Raw genomic sequence first — 20,321 nt, 5'->3', positions numbered from 1 at the left:
GGTAAGGTGTGGCCTGGATCGAGTTTCGATACTCCAATTACAGTATCCAGGCCACTCTCTACATAATCAGGGACACATGGAAGATGAGTCACCCCTCACAGTTCACCTTGTTGCGTACCCGGCGCTTCCTGCCGTTCTTCATTACCCAGTCCCTTGGGGCATTCAACGACAATGTGTTCAAACAGTCGTTGATCCTGGCGATTTTGTACAAGCTGACCATCGAGGGTGACCGCTCTGTCTGGGTCAACCTGTGTGCGCTGCTGTTTATCCTGCCGTTTTTCCTGTTCTCGGCCCTGGCCGGGCAATTCGGGGAAAAGTTCGCCAAGGACGCGTTGATCCGCCTGATCAAGCTTGGGGAAATCGCCATCATGGCGGTCGGCGCGGTCGGTTTTCTGTTCGATCACCTGTCGCTGATGCTGCTGGCGCTGTTCGCCATGGGCACCCATTCGGCGCTGTTCGGGCCGGTGAAGTACTCGATCCTGCCGCAGGCCCTGCGTGAGGATGAACTGGTTGGCGGCAACGGCCTGGTGGAAATGGGCACCTTCCTGGCGATCCTCGCCGGCACCATTGGCGCCGGGGTCATGATGTCTTCGGCGTATTACGCACCGGTGGTGTCCACGGCGATCATCGGCATTGCCGTGCTCGGCTACCTGGCCAGCCGCAGCATTCCCCGGGCGGCGGCCGCCACGCCGCAAATGCGCCTGAACTGGAACATTTTCAGCCAGTCCTGGGCCACATTGAAACTGGGCCTGGGGCAAACGCCGGCGGTGTCACGCTCGATTGTCGGCAACTCATGGTTCTGGTTTGTCGGGGCGATCTATCTGACGCAGATCCCGGCCTATGCCAAGGAATGGATGCACGGCGACGAAACCGTGGTGACGCTGATTCTGACGGTGTTCTCGGTCGGCATCGCATTGGGGTCGATGCTGTGCGAGAAGCTCTCCGGGCGCAAAGTCGAGATTGGTCTGGTGCCGTTCGGATCGTTCGGCCTGACCGTCTTCGGTCTGCTGCTGTGGTGGCATTCCGGTGGAATTCCGGACAGCGCCGCCGGCCATGGCTGGATCGACATCCTCGGTTTCGGCCACACCTGGCTGGTGTTGCTCGACATCCTCGGCCTGGGCGTCTTCGGCGGTTTCTACATTGTGCCGCTGTACGCGCTGATCCAGTCGCGCACAGCGGAGAACGAGCGGGCGCGGGTGATTGCCGCCAACAACATCCTCAACGCGCTGTTCATGGTGGTGTCAGCGATTGTCTCGATCGTCTTGCTGAGCGTGGTCAAGCTGTCGATCCCGCAATTGTTCCTGGTCGTGTCGTTGCTGAACATCGGGGTCAACGCCTACATCTTCAGGATTGTCCCGGAGTTCACCATGCGTTTCATGATCTGGCTGCTCAGCCATTCCATGTATCGCGTGGAACACCGCAATCTGGACCTGATCCCCGACGAAGGCGCGGCGCTGCTGGTGTGCAATCACGTGTCGTTCGTCGATGCCTTGCTGATTGGCGGCGCGGTCCGTCGGCCGATTCGCTTTGTGATGTATTACAAGATCTACAACCTGCCGGTGCTGAACTTCATCTTCCGTACCGCGGGGACGATTCCGATTGCCGGGCGCCAGGAAGACATCCAGATATATGAACAAGCCTTCACGCGCATTGCCCGGTATCTGAAGGACGGTGAGTTGGTGTGCATCTTCCCCGAAGGCAAATTGACCGCCGATGGCGAGATCAACGAGTTCAAGGGCGGCTTGACGCGGATTCTCGAGGAGACACCGGTGCCGGTGATTCCATTGGCCTTGCAGGGGCTGTGGGGGAGTTTCTTCAGCCGCGATCCGGGCAAGGGACTGTTTCATCGCCTGTGGTCGCGGGTGACATTAGTAGCAGGGCCGGCGGTGGCGGTTGAAGTGGCGCAGCCGGCGAAGTTGCAGGCGATGGTGGGTGAGTTGCGCGGGACAGTCAGATAGTCGGTGACAGTTCGGGCCTCTTCGCGAGCAAGCCCGCTCCCACAAGGATTGAAGGTGTGCTCTATATGTGTGGGAGTACACGAAACCTGTGGGAGCGGGCTTGCTCGCGAAAGCGGTAGTGGCCTAAGCGCTGACCTTGAGCCCAACCAACCCGCTAATGATCAACGCCACACTCGCCAACCTCACCAGCGCCATCGACTCGCCAAACAGAATGATCCCGGCGATCACAGTGCCAACGGCGCCGACACCGGTCCAGATCGCATAGGCTGTGCCCAGCGGCAATTCCTTCATGGCAAGGCCGAGCAAGCCAAGGCTGATAGCCATGGCCGCAACGGTCAATACGGTGGGGAGCGGGCGGGTGAAACCGTCGGTGTACTTGAGGCCGACGGCCCAGCCCACTTCGAACAGGCCGGCGAAAAACAGAATGATCCAGGACATGAAGACCTCCATCGTCTGACGGGGTCGTCCCCAGATTAATGACTCGATCGAGCCGCGAGGTCGTCCTCGCGATGGGCAATATAGTGCCCAGCATTAACCCGGGGATCAAGTTTTCCAGTCAGTCGCTGACCTGTTGCGCCGCCATTTCCCGATCCTGTTTTTCACTCATGCGGCGGAAATATGTGGATAGCAATGCCCCGGAAATGTTGTGCCAGACACTGAACAATGCACTGGGCACTGCCGCCAGCGGCGAGAAGTGCGCACTGGCCAACGCGGCGCCCAACCCGGAGTTCTGCATGCCGACTTCCAGGGCCAGGGACTTGCGTTGGGCCAGAGGCAGCTTGAACAGGCGCCCGGTGAAGTAACCCAGCAGGTAGCCAAAGCTGTTGTGCAGCATGACCACGGCCATGATCAACAGACCGGATTCGGCAATCTTCGCCTGGCTGGCGGCCACCACGGCCGTGACAATGATCACGATGCTGACCACCGATACCAGCGGCAACACATCCACGGCGTGGCGAACCTTGTCGCCGAGCACCCGTTGGGCAACCACGCCCAGCACGATCGGCAGCAGCACCACTTGCAGGATCGACCAGAACAACTCCATGAACGACACCGGCAACCAGGCCGAGGCCAGCAGCCAGATCAGCGCCGGCGTCAGCAAGGGGGCGAGGAGGGTGGTGACGGCGGCGATGGCCACCGACAGCGCCAGATCGCCACGGGCCAGCCAGGTCATCACGTTCGACGAGGTGCCGCTTGGGCAGCAGCCGACCAGAATCACGCCGACGGCGATTTCCGGCGGCAAGTGGAACGCCTGGCAGAGCAACCACGCCACTCCCGGCATGATCACGAAATGGGCAACCACACCCAGGGCCACGCGCCAGGGATGGCGAGCGACTTCGGCGAAGTCTTCGAGCTTGAGGGTCAGGCCCATGCCGAACATCACCAGCCCCAGCAGCGGCACGATGGCGCCTTTGAGACCGAGGAACCATGCCGGCTGCAGGAACGCCACGACAGCGAAAATCAGTACCCAGTAGGCGAAGGTGTTGCCGACAAAACGACTCAATGCAGCCAGTGCGCGCATGGCTTGATCCTTGTTAGGTGAAAGCGTTAGGGAGCTAAGCATACGCTGCTGGCAAAAAAAGATCGCAGCCTGCGGCAGCTCCTACTGGAGGAATACATTCCAATGTAGGAGCTGCCGCAGGCTGCGATCTTTTGATTCAGGCGATCAGATCCCCTGCGGAGTCTCTTCACCACCCAGCGCTTCAACCAGCGCCGGCAGGAAGTCACCGAAGGTCAGCATCATCAGGGTGAAGCTGGCGTCCAGTTGGCCCAGGGCTTCGTCGCCACCGTCCTGTTCCGCCTGGTCTTGCAGCAGGTCTTCGAACTTCAGGCGCTTGACCACCATCTTGTCGTCGAGGACGAACGACAGTTTGTCCTGCCAGGCCAGGGACAATTGAGTGACCACTTTGCCGGTGCTCAGGTGCAGCTGGATTTCTTCGCTGGTCAGGTCCTGGCGCTTGCAACGCACGATGCCGCCGTCTTCGTGGGTATCGCGCAGTTCGCACTCGTCCAGTACAAAGAAATCGTCCGCGGCTTTCTGCGTGGTGACCCACTCGGTCATGGTCGCGGTCGGCGACATTTTCACGGTCAGCGGACGCACCGGCAGGGTGCCGATCACTTCACGCAGGGTCGACAGCAAGTCTTCGGCGCGTTTCGGGCTGGCCGAGTTGACCAGGATCAGGCCCTGTTTCGGCGCGATGGCGGCGAAGGTCGACGAGCGGCGGATAAAGGCGCGGGGCAGGAAGGCCTGGATGATTTCATCCTTGATCTGATCGCGTTCCTTCTTATAGACCTTGCGCATTTGCTCGGCTTCGATCTCTTCGACCTTTTCCTTGACCGCGTCACGCACGACGCTGCCTGGCAAAATACGTTCTTCCTTGCGCGCGGACACCAGCAGGAAGTCACCGCTGACGTGCACCAGTGGCGCATCTTCGCCTTTGCCGAACGGCGCGACGAAACCGTAGGTGGTCAACTCCTGGCTTGCACATGGGCGCGCCAGTTTGGTGGCCAGTGCAGTTTCCAACGCCTCGGCATCAACAGGCAGATCTTGGGTCAGGCGATAGATAAGCAGGTTTTTGAACCACATGGGGTGAGTCTCTCCTTTATACAAAGGGGGGCATTATTGTCTTCGCCGTGCCATAGGCCAACCTTTCTCTAAGCCTTTGGAAGGCCTGAGAAAATTATTTAAAAAAGTGCTTGCCAGAGGTTGGGTCGCTCCGTAGAATGCGCGCCACACCGAAGCGAAGGGTGATTAGCTCAGCTGGGAGAGCGTCTGCCTTACAAGCAGAATGTCGGCGGTTCGATCCCGTCATCACCCACCATTCGTTTCATGTGTTTAGCGCAGCGGTAGTTCAGTCGGTTAGAATACCGGCCTGTCACGCCGGGGGTCGCGGGTTCGAGTCCCGTCCGCTGCGCCATATTCGGTAACCTGGAACACTGAACGCCAGGTCACCACGGAAGAACCCGCTATAGCGGGTTTTTTTCTGCCTCAAGTTTGTACGTTGTACCCGCGGGATGTGTCGTTTTACCGGTTTTCGGATTTATTTGAAAAAAACTTCAATTAAATCAACACTTTATGAAAACTTGTGGCATAATGCGTCCCGTAACGAAGCGAAGGGTGATTAGCTCAGCTGGGAGAGCGTCTGCCTTACAAGCAGAATGTCGGCGGTTCGATCCCGTCATCACCCACCATTCGTTTCAAGCGTTTCGCGCAGCGGTAGTTCAGTCGGTTAGAATACCGGCCTGTCACGCCGGGGGTCGCGGGTTCGAGTCCCGTCCGCTGCGCCATATTCGGTAACCTGGAACACTGAACGCCAGGTCACCACAGAAAGCCCGCCTTGTGCGGGCTTTTTGCTGTCTGGCATTTGGCCGGTCCTCAAAGCGATCCCGGGATCGCTTTTTTTGTGTCTGTCCGGTTATTGCTCGGCGTTGCGGCTGTGCCGGTAGTCGCTGACAGCTTCATACACGGCTTTGCGCAGGCGATTGATTCCGCCGATGGGGCGGTGTGCCTCGATACCGAACCAGGGATTGAATGACTGGTTGTCGCATTGCAGGTTCAGCGCCGGTGTGTCGAAGTCCTGCGCCGGTACCTTGATCCGCGCCACCGTCTCGAAGGGCGCATCACTTTCACGCCATTCAATGCTGGTGTCTTCAATCGGCATGTACTTGTTGGCGTCCTGCCGCTGGATTTGCAAGACGAAACACGCGGGTACCCGGTCGGTCGACAACTGTTGATTCAGCGCATTGCGCAGGAAGTTCGGCAACTTGCGGTTTTGTTCCGGCAGGTTGTAGGCCGGGCAATTGCCCGGATCGGGCATGACCCGGAACTTGGCATTGGCTTCACCGAATTTGTAGGGTGAAACCGAAAAGTACGTCGTCCGGGTTGGACTTGATGGAGCAGGGGACAAGGTCGCCAGGGCAATAAACAGGTGGCGAACCTGCCACGATCGCGGATCCCAGCCCGGAAAAAACGCCATCATTTTTTTACCCTCGGCCTGGGCGGCGACGTTCTGACGGTATTCGGCCACGTTACTTACAAAGAAGTTCGGATGGCTGAACATCACAAAGTCCTGTTCGCTTCGCCCCGGCTGATCACTCAACAGTTGTTTGCCCGGTACATCGAACAGCTTGATCGCCATGCCCCGGGCATCGCGGATGCTGTCGAACTGCGGGTAGGCGTTGCCATTGGACAGGCGCATCGTCGCTTGCCAGGTTTTGCCCGGCTCGCTGAACACGCCCTGGCGCAATTCGGCGGCCAGTTCCGGCAACACCTGGACTTCGGCTTTCACGCAGCCGTGGGCCTTGGCGTGAGCATCGCGCAGGTAGCGGGTGCTTTCGCGGTGCTGATCGACGATGCGCACGGCGGTCTGGATGATGTCCCGGGTCATCGCGGCTTCATCGTCCGCAATCGACTCCTGCGCCGAGACCGGTCCGCGCTGCTGCCAGGCAAGCCAGGCGGTGGCCAATGCCCAGCCAAGCACGCCGAGAACCAGCAGCCACAGCAACAGCTTGCCGAGAAAGGCGCCCAGGCGCAGCCAGAGTGTAATCAGCATGAGAGCGTCCTTTTGGCTGAGTCCGTGGTCATGGCAATTGCGCTTCCAGCGGGCCGCCCAGCACTTTCAGATATTCCAGCAGTGCCCAACGCTCCTGCGGCTGCAGCCAGCGGCCGATCACGCCATTGCCGAGTTTGCCGGCACGAAATTCATGACCACTGTTGTGGTTGCCGGTGATTCGCGTGTCGAACAGAAAACCATTGGTAAAGGCTTCGGTGCGGTAACCCAGGTGTCCCGGGTCATATTCGAAAGTGCCTTTGTAGAACGTGGTCGCTCGCTCATCCTGAGGCGACAGCAATTGATAAATGCTCGGTACAGAGCCGTTGTGCAGAAACGGCGCTGTCGCCCATACACCCGCCAATGGCCGGGCTTTATACGAACGTAATTCGCGTACGCCGATTGGCAGGCCGAAGCCGTCCATTTCCGGACGCTCGGCGGGGGTGACACTGGCGTCCTGATAGGCGCGGTCGCGGACAAATGCCGTGACATAGGCCAGCCCCGTGGCCACGGACATCTTGCTCAGGTCCAGTGGTTCGTCGGGTTTTGGCTCTACATCGAGTTTTTCCAGTTCCGCCTGCTTCCATTGCAGCGCTGTCAGGTCGAAGCGATGGTCGGCGATGTTGTTGGCCGCGCCCGGGTCTGTGCCGATGTCATCCACCGGGAGCATTTTCAGGTGCTGAACGTATCGTCCCTCGCCCTGGGTGGTACGCGGTACATGACAGCCCGCGCAGTTTTCCGCGAACAGGGTGCGTCCCTTGGCGGCCAGCGGCTTGTCGATTGCGCCCAGCAGGTCTTCCGGCCAGGCCGGCGGCGAGAGTCGTTGCAGGGTTTCTTCGATCAGGTGCAGGTCGCGCACACGGACACTGGAGGGATAGCGGGCATCGCCCATCAGCGGCTGGCCGTTCTGGTCGAAGAAGTTCAGCGTGGCACCGACGCCCAACGCCTCGCCGATGTTGCGGGCCATCGGTTGTTTCGCCGAGCCGTTCCACTGCACCCATTCGAACGTCCACATATCCCACAACTGTGGATAATCGACCGGAGCGTTGGCCACGCGGTAGTTGTCGGGGGAAATCGCGTCACCGAAGCTGGCGTTGGCAATGCGCCCGAAGGCATCGGTGCGCCCCGGGCCTTCCTCGGTTGGATAGAGCCCGCGATGGGTGTCGTTCCAGGCCACTTTGAGGAATGTATCGAGTGAAGTCTTGAATTCTTTGCGCAGTTGCTTGTGGCGCGTCTCGTAGTCCTGGCCCAGTACGTTGCGTGCGAAACGTTCGAATTTCCACGGGTTGTAGTAGGTCGAGACCAGGCTGGCGACCAGCGCTTGTCCGAAACTGCCCCCTTTGAGCGTAGGAACGCTGGACGGCAGGACATGCTGCGCCGAACCGCCGTCGATACGCACGGCTTGCCCCTTGAAGCGCAGTTCACCGGTGTGGCAGGCCGCACAGGTGATATCCAGAAACACATCCGGGCTGTCGGCATTCTGATGCCGGGTAAAGCCTGCGGGGAGGTTGCCGGGGTTGTTCGGTGTGGGTTTCTGGCCGGGGTCCACCAGAAAGCCGAAGCGCGCGAGGTACTCGGGGGCGGCGAAGCGTTGCTGCGAGAAGGGCAGTTCGAGGGCGGTGAACCAGTCGTAGCGCAAGCCTTTGACCTCGGTGCCCTGGGGTGTGAAGTAATAAGTCTCTCGGTCGACGGCGCTCCATTGCTCCAGGTAATGCACCTGTTGTGCAGGCGACCAGGCCGGCAGTTTCGGGTTGGCGACGTAATAAAGAACCACGGCCAGGGCCAGCCCGAGCAGTACTGTGATGAGAACCAGCAAGCGTAGGAAGAGGCGCAAGATAAACATCCTTGTCGAATTATCATGCCGTTATGCCCGAGTGCCCAAGGTGCGGCAAGGGGCCATTACGCCAGATTGCAGGTTCAGGAATCAGCCTCTGTCGGAGCAAGATGAAAGAAGCTTCATCACTCGAATTGTGAAAAGCGTTTAAACACCTGAACTTATCAATTGATTCTGGCTCTCATGCCGGTAGCCATTGGTCGTGGCGGCCTGATAAGCTCGCGGCTTTACTCGATTGCCCTTTAGGCGCATGAACAAGGAAATAGCATGAAACAGCATCGGTTGGCGGCGGCGGTGGCCCTGGTTGGCCTGGTACTTGCGGGTTGTGATTCGCAGACCAGCGTAGAGCTGAAAACTCCGGCGCAAAAAGCTTCCTACGGCATTGGCCTGAACATGGGCAAGAGCCTGGCTCAGGAAGGCATGGATGACCTGGATTCCAAAGCTGTAGCCCAGGGCATCGAAGACGCCGTCGGCAAGAAAGAGCAGAAGCTCAAGGATGAAGAACTGGTCGAGGCGTTCGCCGCACTGCAAAAGCGTGCCGAAGAGCGCATGGCCAAGATGAGCGAAGAGTCGGCCGCTGCCGGCAAGAAATTCCTCGAAGAAAACGGCAAGAAGCCTGGCGTGACCACCACCGCTTCGGGCTTGCAGTACGAAGTCGTGCAGAAAGCCGATGGCCCTCAGCCTAAGCCGACTGACGTAGTGACCGTTCACTACACCGGCAAGCTGACCAACGGCACCGTCTTCGACAGTTCTGTCGAGCGCGGCAGCCCGATCGATCTGCCGGTCAGCGGTGTGATCCCGGGTTGGGTCGAAGGCCTGCAACTGATGCACGTTGGCGAGAAATACAAGCTGTACATCCCTGCTGACCTGGCTTACGGCGCCCAAAGCCCGAGCCCGGCGATTCCGGCCAACTCGGTGCTGGTATTCGACCTGGAACTGCTGGCCATCAAGGACCCGGCAAAAGAAGACGCCGCTGCCAAGTAACCAGCGCCTGCTTCGACAACAACGCCTCGCTCATGCGGGGCGTTGTTGCATCTGGCGTTCGGCAGGGGTAAACAAAACGAACAGACGCTCTAGGCCGGAGTCTTAGGCATAGTAGTGTCGGCGGTAGACGCACAAGGCCGCCAAGTCAATGAAATTATGGGTTTTTTTTGATGAGTAAAAAACGCCCGATCTGAACGCAGGCCTTGTAAAACGGGGCTTACAGCGATGAAAAGCAGCTCTGTTCACAAGGTTATCCACAATTTGTGTGGATAACATTTCAACGGGAGGAATGATGAAAGCACCCTGGAATTTCGCTCGTTTCCTGCCACTGGCCGGACGTCTGCTGGCACGCGGTCGATTGCCGACCCTATTGTTCGCGGTTGCCAGTAAAGGCGCAAGCCAGGGCAATCGACTGGGCAAGATCAAGGACGACCTGAAGCTGTTGCAGGCACTCTGCCTGGCCTACTGGCGTGGCGAGTATCGCGCCATCAGCCCCAAGGCGCTGGTGTCGGTTGTCGCGGGCCTGATGTACTTCCTCAGCCCGGTGGATGCGATCCCGGATTTCATTCCGGTGTTCGGCATGTTCGATGACATCGCAGTCCTGGCGTGGTTGATGAAAGTGCTCGACGACGAGCTCAATGCCTTCCGCGCCTGGCGCAAACGGCAGGTCCCGGAGAAGCTCGCGGTGGTTGAGCGCCTGCCCGATACCCCCGAGCAACTTCAACTGCAAGGCCCGAAAAAACGCTGAGTCGATTTTGACGACTTCATAGATTGATGCCCCCCGCGACCTTGGCCGCTGTTAGGATTACACTTCTAGGGAAAAGTGCCGACTCGCTAAGTGTTGTTGTCCTACGGGGTAGTGATGGATATTCAGATAATTACACGCGAAGGCGAGCCCGAGTATGCGGTTCTGCCATGGGCTCAATATCAGGCGTTATTGAAAGCAGCGGGTATCAAGGAGCAAGCGTCGCCTCAAGCCACGAAGTCTCAGGCGGCGACACCAGACGCGATTCTTCCGGGTCTGGATCAACTACGCAGTTTGCGCGAGGGGAAGGGCATCGCCATCGAGGCGCTGGCCCGCACGGTAGGCATCAGCCCGTCTTACCTGGCCATGATCGAAAGTGGCGAGCGTCTGCCCGACGCCGCGATTCGCCGCAGCCTGGCTTGGGAATTGACGGTGCCAGGGTGGAGGGATGAATCGTGAGTGTACGCATCAGTCGTCAACACTGGGACGGATTGTTGGGCGAACTGGATCAGGCGCGGCGCCAGCGCCATCTGTTGACGTATAGGGCATTGCTGGAGCGTTTGCAGTTGCCGACCCCGGCCATGCAGACCCTGACGGCGGCCCTTGAGCATCTGGCGGCTCTGGACGCCAAGGCGGAGCAGCCATTGCGCAGTTCGCTGGTGATCAGCCAGGGCGCCAGCCGTTTGCCGCGCACCGGATTCTTTGAGTGTGTCGAGCGCCTTGGGCGTTTTTCCGGGCCGTCGGACGGCGTTGCCGCCGCGTCCTGGCACGCTTCGGAAGTGGTGCGGGTGTTCGAGTACGAATACCCGGAATCGGCCGAGGCCTGAATGTTTTTGCAACTCAAGGCGCGAGCGGGGTACTGGCTCGCGCGCCGGTTGTTTCACTGGTCGTGGTTTGTTCGCCAGCCGCAGGGCTGGCGCTGGCTCGAAGGCCAGTTCGCACGCATGGCCAACCTGGGCGACGTCGGTGCCCAGAGCTTCTATGGGCACATCCTGACGTTTCGTGGTGTCGGCCTCGGTGCTCGTGAGGAGGGCGTGCGTTTGTTGCGCCTGGCGGCATTGGCGGGCGATGGCAAGGCGGCGTATCAAGTGGGCGTGATCTGTTTGGCCGGGACGGCGAGCAAGGCGCCGGATCCGCTTGAAGCGGCGCGGTTCTGGGGGATTGCTGCCAAGGCCGGGCATCCGTTGGCGCCGATCAAGTTGCAAGAGCTGGCGTCTCGCGAGTCTGACCGATAACCCTGGGCTGTCGGGGGGATGGCTATTTGGGGAGTTGTCCTGCGCCGGTTTGCAAGGCGACCTGTCTTTTGTTGACTGGGTACATATCCGTTTCTTCGGTAACGGCGGCTTATGGTTTCGCCCTTACGGCGACTCCCTTTTTTACAAGCGCCTAAAAAAGGAAGCAAAAAACGCTCGCCCCGAACGTACGGCCCCTCGCTGAGGCTCGGGGTTCCTTCGCTGCGGTATTCATCCGGGGGCATTGCCCTCCGGTCGGCTTCGCTTCGACCTACATGCAATGAGTTCGACTGCGTCGAACGGCGCTGCGCGCCCGTCCCCGGATGAACACCTCCACTCAGCCTGCCGAGGGGGCGGGTGGATCAAGATCAAGAGCGGCAGGCGAGCTAACGCTCGGCCTGTTGAGTGGTGAAAAGCGACTGTGTACCTCGATCTGCCTTTGCTCTGCTCTTCTGTGGGAGCGGCGGTGCGGCGATCCGACTTGCCCGCGAAGGCGGCCTGCCAATCACCGCTGCCCCATCAGGCAAGCACCTTCACGTTCCTGCACCACCCGGCTATCAATCACATGCACGCTATAGCCCTGCACATTCTTCGCATGGTGCTTGGCTTGTGACGCCATTTCCGCCAGCTGGCTCGCATCGAGTTGTCCACAGGCCTGTGGATGAAGATGCACCACGCCGATCGACAGCGACAACAGCGCAAACTCTTGTCGCACGCCCTGACGATTCGGTGCGATGAAGCAGCCGGCTTCCAGGTGCTCGCTGCGGTAGAAGCGTCGACATTGGCTCTGGAAGTCGTCGAGCAACTGGTTCAAGCGTTTGCGCCAGTCTTCCGGGCCGAGCACCAGCAGGAAATCATCACCGCCGATGTGGCCGACGAAGTCGCGGGACGGGTCGACGCGGTCGTTCAGGCATTGCGCCAGGCACAACAGGACTTCGTCGCCGCGGCCGTAGCCGTAGATGTCGTTGAAAGGTTTGAAGCTGTCGATGTCCACGTAGCAGATCACCGATTCCCGTTGCTGTTGCAGTAACCGCGTCAGGCATTGCTGGATCGGCACGTTGCCCGGGAGCAAGGTCAGCGGGTTGGCGTAGCGGGCTTGCTGGATCTTCAGTTCGGTGATCAGTTTGAGTACGTCTATTACGCGGCCGAGCCCGAGATAGCCGCCATTGAGGGTGATGATGAAGTCTTCTTCGATGCGCTGGCGGGCACGGCCGGTGATCAGGCGGCTGACTTGTTGCAGCGACTGACTCAGCTCGACGGCCAGGAAGTCATCGTTCATCAAGCGGCTGATGGGTTTGCGGGCGAACAGATCGGTGGCAAAGGGCTTGAGCAGGGCATCGGAGAGCGAATGCCGATGGACGATACCGCAAGGCTGTCCCTGTGCATCCAGGACCGCCAGCGAGTTCAGGTTGGCCTGGCGGCGAAAGGCTTCGAGCACCGTGGCGGTCGGGGTGTCCCGGTTCACGGCGGGTTGCTCGTTGAGCAGTGCGCTGAGGTCGCTGCCGTCTTCGCTCAGTACAACGCTGGTGCTGTCCTGGCGGGGCATCAATGCCCGGGCATCCCGTGGCGCGTGTTCCTGGGGACGGCAGAGCAGATAGCCCTGGACCAGATCGACGCCCATCTCGGTCAGTACCGTGAGTTCTTCCGGTAACTCGATGCCTTCGGCAATGACTTGCGCCCGCGAGGCCTTGGCGATTTGCAGGATCGAGCCGACGAACTCGCGCTTGAGCGCATCCTGATGAATGCCATCAATGAAATGCCGGTCGATTTTCACGTAATCCGGCCGCAACTCAGACCACAAACGCAAACTCGAATAACCCGCCCCCAGATCATCCAGCGCAATCGAAAATCCCATCGCCCGATAGTGATGCAGGGCGGTTTGCAGCAGCTGGAAATCATCCGTCGGCGTCTGTTCCGTGAGCTCGATGACCACCTGACTCGGCGCAATGCCGAAGTCCTGCAGCAATTGCAGGGTGCGTCCCGGTTGATGGGCTGCTTCGAGCAGGGATTCCGGGGATACGTTGAGGAACAGCAGGCCAGGCAGTTGTTGTTCATTGAAGCGTCGGCAAGCGCTTTCGCGGCAGGCAATTTCCAGCTCGCTCAAACGACCGGCCTGACGGGCGACGGCGAACAGGGCGACAGGGGAGTGCAGAGGGCTGTTGGACGGCCCGCGACTGAGGGCTTCGTAGCCGAGAATGCGCCGCTCAGAGAGGCTGATGATCGGTTGGAACAAACTGTGCAAACCGCCTTGAGTCAGGATCGAGCTCAATGCACTCAGCTGTTCGGTTGTGGTCATGGCGATCTCTGGCGATAAAAAAAGGACTGGCGTGGTCCCTTTCGACAAGGAGCACGCCAGTCCCGTATTTCACGACAGAATGATGACTGTTTGATGACGCCCCGGAGGGCGTTAGCATTAAATTGCCATCAGCTGTTTATCAACACTCAGTGCTTTGCCACTGTCGTGTTGAGTTTCAGGTAGTCCAGCAGAATCCGCCCGGTTTCGCTCAGGTAGGCATCGTCTTCCGGTTTGGTCTTGTCGTCCTCGGCCGCGATGGCATCCTCGTCTTCTTTCTTCAGCTCTTTGAGCGGTTCTTCGCCCTTGGCCTTGCGACGGATGTTTTCCATGGTCAGCTGCTTGGCTTCGATGTCGGCGTGCTGGGCACGACGCTCGGCTTCATTGAGGCTGACGGTCTTTTCGGCCATCAGTTTCTGCGCCAGGGCCAGCTTGTCGCGGATGAACACGAACTCCGCATCCTTGGCGGTACGAATGTCGTGCTCGGACTTGAGCTGCGAAAGGTACGGCTTGAATGGGTCGACCGCCGGCTTGATCGCCGCCTTGATGGTGTCCCACGGCATGGCTTCGGGCAGGGCGCTTTCGCCGATTTCCTTGGTGTCGATGATCGACGGGTAATCGATGTCCGGCAAGACGCCCTGATGCTGGGTGCTCTGTCCGGAAACCCGGTAGAACTTGGCCAGGGTCAGTTTCAGCTCGCCATGGTTGAGTGGCTGGATGGTCTGCACGGTACCTTTGCCGAAGGTCTGGCCGCCGATGATCAGTGCGCGGTGGTAGTCCTGCATGGCGCCGGCAAAAATCTCCGAAGCCGAGGCGGACAGGCGGTTGACCAGCAACGCCATCGGGCCTTTGTAGAACGCGCCCGGGTTTTCATCTTCCAGCACGTCTACACGGCCATCGGCGTTACGCACGAGCACGGTCGGGCCTTTGTCGATGAACAGGCTGGTCAGCTCGGTGGCTTCCTGCAAGGAGCCGCCGCCGTTGTTGCGCAGGTCGATGACCACGCCGTCGACTTTGTCTTTCTGCAGTTCAGTCAGCAGTTTCTTTACGTCGCGGGTGGTGCTCTTGTAATCCGGGTCGCCGGCACGGAAGGCCTTGAAGTCCAGATAGAACGCCGGGATCTCGATGACGCCGAGCTTGTAGTCCTTGCCGTCCTGCTTGAGGTTCAAGACCGACTTCTTCACGGCCTGGTCTTCGAGCTTCACCGCTTCGCGGGTGATCGGCACGATCTTGGTGGTCTGGTCGTTCGGCGCATTGCTGGCCGGGATGACTTCCAGGCGCACCACGGTGCCTTTCGGACCACGGATCAGCTTGACCACTTCGTCCAGGCGCCAGCCCACCACGTCGACCATTTCCTTGTTGCCCTGGGCAACGCCGATGATCTTGTCGGCCGGTGCAACCTGCTTGGTCTTGTCTGCCGGACCTGCCGGCACCAGGCGCACGACTTTCACCTGGTCGTTATCGCTCTGCAACACGGCGCCGATGCCCTCGAGGGACAGGCTCATGTTGATGTCGAAGTTCTCCGCGTTATCCGGCGACAGATAGTTGGTATGCGGGTCGTAGGACATGGCGAAGGTATTGATGTACGCCTGGAAGATGTCTTCCGCGCGGGTCTGGTCCAGGCGCGCCAGCTGGTTCTTGTAGCGCTTGGTCAGGGTTTCCTGGATCTGTTTGGAATCCTTGCCGGCGATCTTCTGGCGCAGGACCTCGTCCTTGACGCGTTTGCGCCACAGGTCGTCGAGTTCCGCGGTGGATTTGAGCCAAGGGGCGTCCTTGCGGTCGATCAGCAAGGTTTCCTTGGTGTTGAAGTCGATCTTGTCGACGCCCTTGTTCAGCTCGGCAAGGGCAAAGTCCAGACGCGCCTTCACGCGGTCCAGGTAGCGCTTGTAGATGGTGAACCCGGCGTTCAGGTCGCCGCTCTTGAGGAAGTCGTCGAACTGCGTCTTCCACTTGTCGAATTCGGCAATGTCGCTGGCCATGAAATAGCTGCGCGATGGATCCAGCAGCTTGAGGTAGCTGTCGTAGATGATCACCGAGCGCGCGTCATCGAGTGGCGGCTTGCTGTAGTGGTGGCGTTTGAGCAATTCCACGACGTTCAGACTGGCGATCACTTCGTCACGATCGGGTTGAAGCTTGTCCCAGCTATTGGCTGCGAATGTATTGCTCGACATCGGCAGCAAGCCGATACCGATGAATAAGGCGAGGGCAGTGCTGGGGAACAGATGCTTCATGCTGATTCGACGCGGGGACAATTGATAACGCATATTAGGCCGTCTTTGAAGTCGCCGGCTCTTTGGGAGCCGGTCGCATAATGCAAAAAGCCCGGCGCTATAGCTTCGGGCTCAGTCCAGACTCACTATGGAGGCACTGTGAAAGCATTGCAAGGCGTTGACGGTCAAGTGGTATGGGTTGATGAGCCCAGTCCTGCATGCGATGTAGGGCAAGTTCGTATTCGAGTGGCGGCAGCGGGCCTAAATCGCGCCGATTTGTTGCAGAAGGCCGGTCTATATCCGCCACCGCCAGGGGCCAGCCAGGTGCTCGGTCTAGAGTGCTCGGGGGTCATCAGCGAGGTTGGCGCGGGCTCCTCGTGGCAGGTGGGCGATCGGGTTTGCGCCTTGCTGGCCGGGGGCGGGATGGCCGAAGAGGTGGTTGTCGACGGGCGGCATGTGTTGCCGGTTCCCGACGGAATGTCACTGGTCGAAGCGGCTGCATTGCCCGAAGTTTATGCAACAGTCTGGCTGAATTTGTTTCAACTGGCTGCGCTCAAGCCGGGACAGAAAGTTCTGCTGCACGCCGGAGCAAGTGGCATTGGTTCAGCGGCCATTCAGCTGTGCAAGGCCTTCGGTAACCCGTGCTGGGTCAGCGTCGGCTCTGCCGAGCGACTGGCGTACTGCGAAGCGCTGGGTGCCCAGGGCGGCGTGGTGCGTAACGGTGATCTGGAGAGCTTGCGCGATCTGGGGCCGTTCGACGTGATTCTCGACCCGGTGGGTGGCAGTTACGCGGCCTTGAACCTGAAGTTGCTGGCTCAGGATGGTCGCTGGGTGTTGATTGGACTGATGGGCGGGCGCGAGGCCAAGCTGGATCTGGCCCAGGTGCTGGCCAAGCGCGTGCAGTTGCTGGGCTCGACCCTGCGCAGCCGGGATGATCAGTTCAAGGCGGATCTGTTCAGCGATCTGGGCCTGCACGTGTGGCCGTTGTTCGCCGAGGGGCGTTTGAGTGCGCAGCTTGCCAGGACCTTTGCGATCAAGGATGCCGAAGCAGCGTTTGCAGAACTGGCGAGCAATAACGTGGCGGGGAAGGTGGTGTTGGTGATTGACGAGAGCCTGGCCTGATCTCGGATGGCTTTGAAAAGATCGCAGCCTGCGGCAGCTCCTACAGGGGAGCGCGTATCCCTGTAGGAGCTGCCACAGGCTGCGATCTTTTGCTTTATTTCCAGAGGTGGATGGGCCACCCGGCCTTTTCGGCCTGCTCGCGCAACACTGGATCCGGATTGACCACGTGGGGGAAATCCACCTTCAGCAACAACGGCAGGTCATTGCGTGAGTCGGAATAGAAACTCGCGCCTTCGAGGTTTTCCTCTTCCGCATCCAGCCACTCCAGCAAGCGGGTGATCTTGCCTTCGCGGTAGGTCAGGGTGCCCACGGTATTGCCGGTGTAAACGCCCTGAGCCACTTCCAGTTCGATGCCCAGAATCTCGTCGATCCCCAGGCGTTCGGCGATGGGGCCGACCAGGTGAGTGCCCGAGGCCGAGATCACCAGAATTCGGTCGCCGGCCTTGCGATGCGCCGCGATCGCCTTGGTGGCGTCGCTGAAAATGATCGGCTCGATGTAGTCTTCCACCCAGGGGCCAACCAGATGCTCGACCTCTTGTGGCGTGCGGCCGATCATCGGCTCCAGGCTGAAGGTCATGAAGTCTTCCATGCGCAATTTGCCGTGGCTGTAGGCGTCCATCAGCTCGTTGTTCTGTCGCATGAACGATTCGGGGTCGACCCAGCCCAGGCGGCCCATCTGCTCGCTCCAAAGGGTGGCGCAGTCGCCGTGGATCAGGGTTTCGTCCAGATCAAAAATTGCCAGGGCCATCAGTGCAGTTCTCTCTTCAGCATAAGCAAAGGCATCAGGCTACCTCACACAAGGCCGTCGGATCGATGGAAAGCGCCAGGCGCTGACCATCGGGATGCAGGTCGGCCGCCGAGCGGTTCAGCACATCCACCACCAGTTCCACGCCCCGGGCTTCGACCCGGTAGCGGATGACGTTGCCCAACAGGCTGTGGCTGCGTACCTGCGCGTCCAGTTCACCGTTGAGGCTCAGTTCGATGGCTTCCGGGCGAATGGCGATGCGCTTGTTGATTGGCCGCTGCAGCAGCTTCGAGGCGCTGTCGGCGTCCAGCAGGTTGTAGTTGCCGATGAAACCGGCAGCGAACACATCCACCGGCGCAGTGTAGAGGGTTTCGGCGTCGCCGCTTTGTACGATTTTTCCCTGATTCATCAGGAAAATCCGGTCAGACATGGTCAGGGCTTCTTCCTGATCGTGTGTGACGAAAATCGTGGTCAGGCCCAGTTCGCGCTGGATCTGACGGATCTGTTCGCGCAGGTGCTTGCGAATGCGCGCATCCAGCGCCGACAGCGGTTCGTCCAGCAGCAACAGGCGTGGCCGGGTCACCAGCGAGCGGGCGAGGGCGACGCGCTGGCATTGGCCCCCGGACAGCTGATGTGGATAGCGTGCGGCGAAGTCCTGCAACTCCACCAGTTTCAGTACGTCGGCGACACGTTTCTGGCTGTCATCGGCATTGACCTTTTGCATGCGCAGACCGAAGGCGACGTTTTGCTCCACGGTCATGTTGGGGAACAGCGCATAGCTCTGGAACACCATGCCGATTCCGCGTTTCTGCGGGCTCACCGGCACGATATCGGCACCATCGAGCAGGATTTTGCCGCCATCCACCGAAGTCAGACCGGCGATGCAGCGCAGCAGGGTGGATTTGCCGCAACCGGAGGGGCCGAGCAGGGTGACGAACTCACCTTTCTGGATTTCGCAATTGATGTCGCTGAACACCGTGGTGCCGGCGAAGCTTTTCTGAAGATGTTGGACGCTGACATAGCTCATTCGCTTTTGTCCCTGTTCAAGATATTGGCAATCCAGGTCAGAACCAGCACAAAGAAGAAGTAGGAAATCACCAGCGCACTGGTGAAATGACCGCTGCTGTTGCGCATGTTGTTGAGGTAGACCTGCAGGGTTTCGTAGCGGGTGCCGACGAGGATGTTGGCGAACACGAACTCACCGAACAGGAACGAGAACGACAGCAGCAGCGCCACCATCAGGCCCTTGCGCAGGTTTGGCAGCACCACCAGGAAGGCGGCTTGCCAGGTGCTGGCGCCGAGCAACTGGGCGGCGTCCATCAGGTCGCGCAGGTTGATCGCTTGCAGGTTGTTGGTGATCGCCCGGTACATGAACGGCAGCGCCACGGTGAAGTAGCAACCGATCAGGATCCAGGGTGTACCGACCATGGCGAACGGCCCGGAACCATAGAGCTGCAGCAGCCCCACCGACGACACCACCGGTGGCACGGCGAAGGGCAGCAGGATCAGGATGTTCATCAGCGCATCGAGTTTCGGGAAGTGGTAATGCACCACGAACAGCAACGGCAGGATCAGCACCACGGAAAGAATCAGTGAACCCACGCAAACCAGCAGCGATTGCCCGAACGCATGCAGGAAGCGCGGATCGCTCCACAGCTGGATGTACCACTTGAGGGTGAAACCGCTGGGCAGAATGGTTGCCGACCAACTGCTGGCGATCGAGTAGACCAGCGTGCCGGCCAGCGGCAACAGCAGGATGGCAAACAACAGGTAAACCACGACGCGGTGGTAGACACCGGCGGGCCCCAGTTCAGCGCGAGACATGGTAGCTCCTCTTCAACAGCAACTGATGCACGATGGTCACCAGGGTCATCAAGGCCACCAGTACCACGGCCAGGGCGCTGGCCAGGTTCGGGTCCAGGGAAATGTCACCGGACACCATCGCCGCAATGCGGATCGGCAGTACGTTGAAGTTGCCGGTGGTCAGGGCGTACACCGTGGCGTAGGCGCCGAGGGCGTTGGCCAGCAGGATCACGAAGGTGCCCAGCAGTGCCGGCGTCAACACCGGCAATCCGATGTGCCGCCAGTACTGCCAACCGTCGGCGCCGAGTAGCGCAGCGGACTCTCGCCAGTCTTCGCGCAGCGCATCGAAGGCCGGGTACAGCAGCAGCACGCCGAGGGGGATCTGGAAATAGGTGTAGAGAATGATCAGCCCGGTTTTCGAGTACAGGTTGAAATCCTGAATGATGCCGGCCTGCTTGAGCATGATGGTGAAGCTGCCGTTGAAGCCGAGCAAAATGATGAATGCAAAGGCCAGTGGCACGCCGGCGAAGTTGCTGGTCATGTTGGCGAAGGCGTTGACGAAGTTGCGTAGTTTTGAATCGACCCGGCGTAGGGAGTAGGCGCCCAGTATCGCGATGACGATCCCGAACACGCTGGACCAGAAGCTGATCTCGAGGCTGTACTGGATCGCCTGCAGGTAAAACTTCGAACTGAAGATTTTGCTGAAGTTGGCCAGGCCCCAGCCGAATTCTTCCGATTGCAGGCTGTTGATCATCACCCAGGTCAGCGGTGCGATCTCGAACACGATGAAGAACAGTGCGAACGGGACCAGGCATAAGGCGGCCAGCCATTTACTGCGGGTCATG

18 protein-coding genes and 4 tRNA genes are annotated in these 20,321 nt (G+C 59.7%); 11 read left to right on the top strand and 11 right to left on the bottom strand.

Features of this window, described 5'->3' with window-relative positions:
• Positions 1-83 precede the first annotated feature (83 nt).
• Positions 84-1,958 carry an MFS transporter gene (locus KW846_RS05430; RefSeq protein ID WP_218481549.1) on the top strand — a complete coding sequence of 625 codons (1,875 nt, stop codon included), beginning with the start codon at positions 84-86 and terminating at the stop codon, positions 1,956-1,958.
• A gap of 123 nt (positions 1,959-2,081) precedes the next feature.
• On the opposite strand, the gene sugE is transcribed toward KW846_RS05430, so the two are convergent.
• The 3 genes from sugE to rdgC form a co-directional block, all read right to left on the bottom strand.
• Complete coding sequence (gene sugE / locus KW846_RS05425; protein ID WP_007977599.1) at positions 2,082-2,396, bottom strand: quaternary ammonium compound efflux SMR transporter SugE; 315 nt, start codon at positions 2,394-2,396, stop codon at positions 2,082-2,084.
• A 118-nt stretch (positions 2,397-2,514) separates the two neighbouring features.
• Positions 2,515-3,480, bottom strand: coding sequence for a bile acid:sodium symporter family protein (locus tag KW846_RS05420; protein WP_007977600.1), 966 nt, complete (start codon positions 3,478-3,480; stop codon positions 2,515-2,517).
• A gap of 144 nt (positions 3,481-3,624) precedes the next feature.
• Complete coding sequence (gene rdgC, locus KW846_RS05415; RefSeq protein WP_007969735.1) at positions 3,625-4,545, bottom strand: recombination-associated protein RdgC; 921 nt, start codon at positions 4,543-4,545, stop codon at positions 3,625-3,627.
• A gap of 159 nt (positions 4,546-4,704) precedes the next feature.
• On the opposite strand from rdgC, the gene KW846_RS05410 reads away from it, so the two are divergent.
• From KW846_RS05410 to KW846_RS05395, 4 genes are all read left to right on the top strand, one after another.
• A tRNA-Val gene (locus KW846_RS05410) sits at positions 4,705-4,780 on the top strand.
• Between the two features lie 19 nt (positions 4,781-4,799).
• Positions 4,800-4,876 (top strand) — tRNA-Asp (locus KW846_RS05405).
• A gap of 198 nt (positions 4,877-5,074) precedes the next feature.
• A tRNA-Val gene (locus KW846_RS05400) sits at positions 5,075-5,150 on the top strand.
• A 19-nt stretch (positions 5,151-5,169) separates the two neighbouring features.
• Positions 5,170-5,246 (top strand) — tRNA-Asp (locus KW846_RS05395).
• Positions 5,247-5,374: 128 nt separating this feature from the next.
• Here the strand turns inward: KW846_RS05395 and KW846_RS05390 are convergent.
• Both KW846_RS05390 and KW846_RS05385 read right to left on the bottom strand, forming a co-directional pair.
• Entirely contained in the window at positions 5,375-6,511 is a 1,137-nt protein-coding gene (locus KW846_RS05390; RefSeq protein ID WP_218481548.1) for a catalase family protein, read from the bottom strand.
• A gap of 28 nt (positions 6,512-6,539) precedes the next feature.
• Positions 6,540-8,342: a di-heme-cytochrome C peroxidase gene (locus KW846_RS05385; protein ID WP_218481547.1), complete on the bottom strand. Its 1,803-nt coding sequence runs from the start codon at positions 8,340-8,342 to the stop codon at positions 6,540-6,542.
• Between the two features lie 267 nt (positions 8,343-8,609).
• Between KW846_RS05385 and KW846_RS05380 the strand changes: the two genes are divergently transcribed.
• From KW846_RS05380 to KW846_RS05360, 5 genes are all read left to right on the top strand, one after another.
• Entirely contained in the window at positions 8,610-9,326 is a 717-nt protein-coding gene (locus KW846_RS05380) for an FKBP-type peptidyl-prolyl cis-trans isomerase (protein WP_007974985.1), read from the top strand.
• Between the two features lie 292 nt (positions 9,327-9,618).
• Entirely contained in the window at positions 9,619-10,074 is a 456-nt protein-coding gene (locus KW846_RS05375; RefSeq protein WP_218475212.1) for a YkvA family protein, read from the top strand.
• Between the two features lie 114 nt (positions 10,075-10,188).
• Positions 10,189-10,530, top strand: coding sequence for a helix-turn-helix transcriptional regulator (locus KW846_RS05370; RefSeq protein ID WP_116582350.1), 342 nt, complete (start codon positions 10,189-10,191; stop codon positions 10,528-10,530).
• Complete coding sequence (locus KW846_RS05365; RefSeq protein ID WP_003223109.1) at positions 10,527-10,898, top strand: hypothetical protein; 372 nt, start codon at positions 10,527-10,529, stop codon at positions 10,896-10,898. Before KW846_RS05370 ends, KW846_RS05365 begins: the two co-directional genes overlap by 4 nt.
• Entirely contained in the window at positions 10,899-11,306 is a 408-nt protein-coding gene (locus KW846_RS05360) for a sel1 repeat family protein (protein ID WP_218481546.1), read from the top strand. It begins immediately after the preceding gene.
• Positions 11,307-11,808: 502 nt separating this feature from the next.
• Here the strand turns inward: KW846_RS05360 and KW846_RS05355 are convergent.
• Together KW846_RS05355 and KW846_RS05350 are read right to left on the bottom strand one after the other, a co-directional pair.
• Positions 11,809-13,599: a bifunctional diguanylate cyclase/phosphodiesterase gene (locus tag KW846_RS05355; protein WP_218481545.1), complete on the bottom strand. Its 1,791-nt coding sequence runs from the start codon at positions 13,597-13,599 to the stop codon at positions 11,809-11,811.
• A 146-nt stretch (positions 13,600-13,745) separates the two neighbouring features.
• Entirely contained in the window at positions 13,746-15,827 is a 2,082-nt protein-coding gene (locus KW846_RS05350) for a carboxy terminal-processing peptidase (protein ID WP_218481544.1), read from the bottom strand.
• Positions 15,828-15,965: 138 nt separating this feature from the next.
• On the opposite strand from KW846_RS05350, the gene KW846_RS05345 reads away from it, so the two are divergent.
• Positions 15,966-16,928 carry a zinc-binding dehydrogenase gene (locus tag KW846_RS05345; protein WP_218481543.1) on the top strand — a complete coding sequence of 321 codons (963 nt, stop codon included), beginning with the start codon at positions 15,966-15,968 and terminating at the stop codon, positions 16,926-16,928.
• A 94-nt stretch (positions 16,929-17,022) separates the two neighbouring features.
• Here the strand turns inward: KW846_RS05345 and KW846_RS05340 are convergent, their stop codons facing one another.
• Genes KW846_RS05340 through KW846_RS05325 form a run of 4 tightly spaced genes read right to left on the bottom strand, consistent with a single transcriptional unit; the run spans position 17,023 to position 20,320 of the window.
• Positions 17,023-17,676 (bottom strand): HAD family phosphatase, encoded by a 654-nt coding sequence (locus KW846_RS05340; RefSeq protein WP_218481542.1) that lies wholly within the window; start codon positions 17,674-17,676, stop codon positions 17,023-17,025.
• A 34-nt stretch (positions 17,677-17,710) separates the two neighbouring features.
• Positions 17,711-18,700, bottom strand: coding sequence for an ABC transporter ATP-binding protein (locus KW846_RS05335; protein ID WP_218475200.1), 990 nt, complete (start codon positions 18,698-18,700; stop codon positions 17,711-17,713).
• The gene (locus KW846_RS05330) at positions 18,697-19,497 is read right to left on the bottom strand and encodes an ABC transporter permease (RefSeq protein ID WP_015096134.1); all 801 of its coding nucleotides are present in this window, start codon (positions 19,495-19,497) and stop codon (positions 18,697-18,699) included. The genes KW846_RS05335 and KW846_RS05330 overlap by 4 nt, the downstream gene beginning before the upstream one ends.
• Complete coding sequence (locus KW846_RS05325; RefSeq protein WP_218481541.1) at positions 19,484-20,320, bottom strand: ABC transporter permease subunit; 837 nt, start codon at positions 20,318-20,320, stop codon at positions 19,484-19,486. The genes KW846_RS05330 and KW846_RS05325 overlap by 14 nt, the downstream gene beginning before the upstream one ends.
• Position 20,321: the final 1 nt, after the last annotated feature.

The sequence above is a fragment of the Pseudomonas sp. PDM32 genome (assembly GCF_019219225.1).
GTDB classification, from domain to species: domain Bacteria; phylum Pseudomonadota; class Gammaproteobacteria; order Pseudomonadales; family Pseudomonadaceae; genus Aquipseudomonas; species Aquipseudomonas laurylsulfatiphila.
The sequence above is the reverse complement of the archived record's forward strand: the minus strand, read 5'-3'. Positions and strand labels throughout refer to the sequence as shown.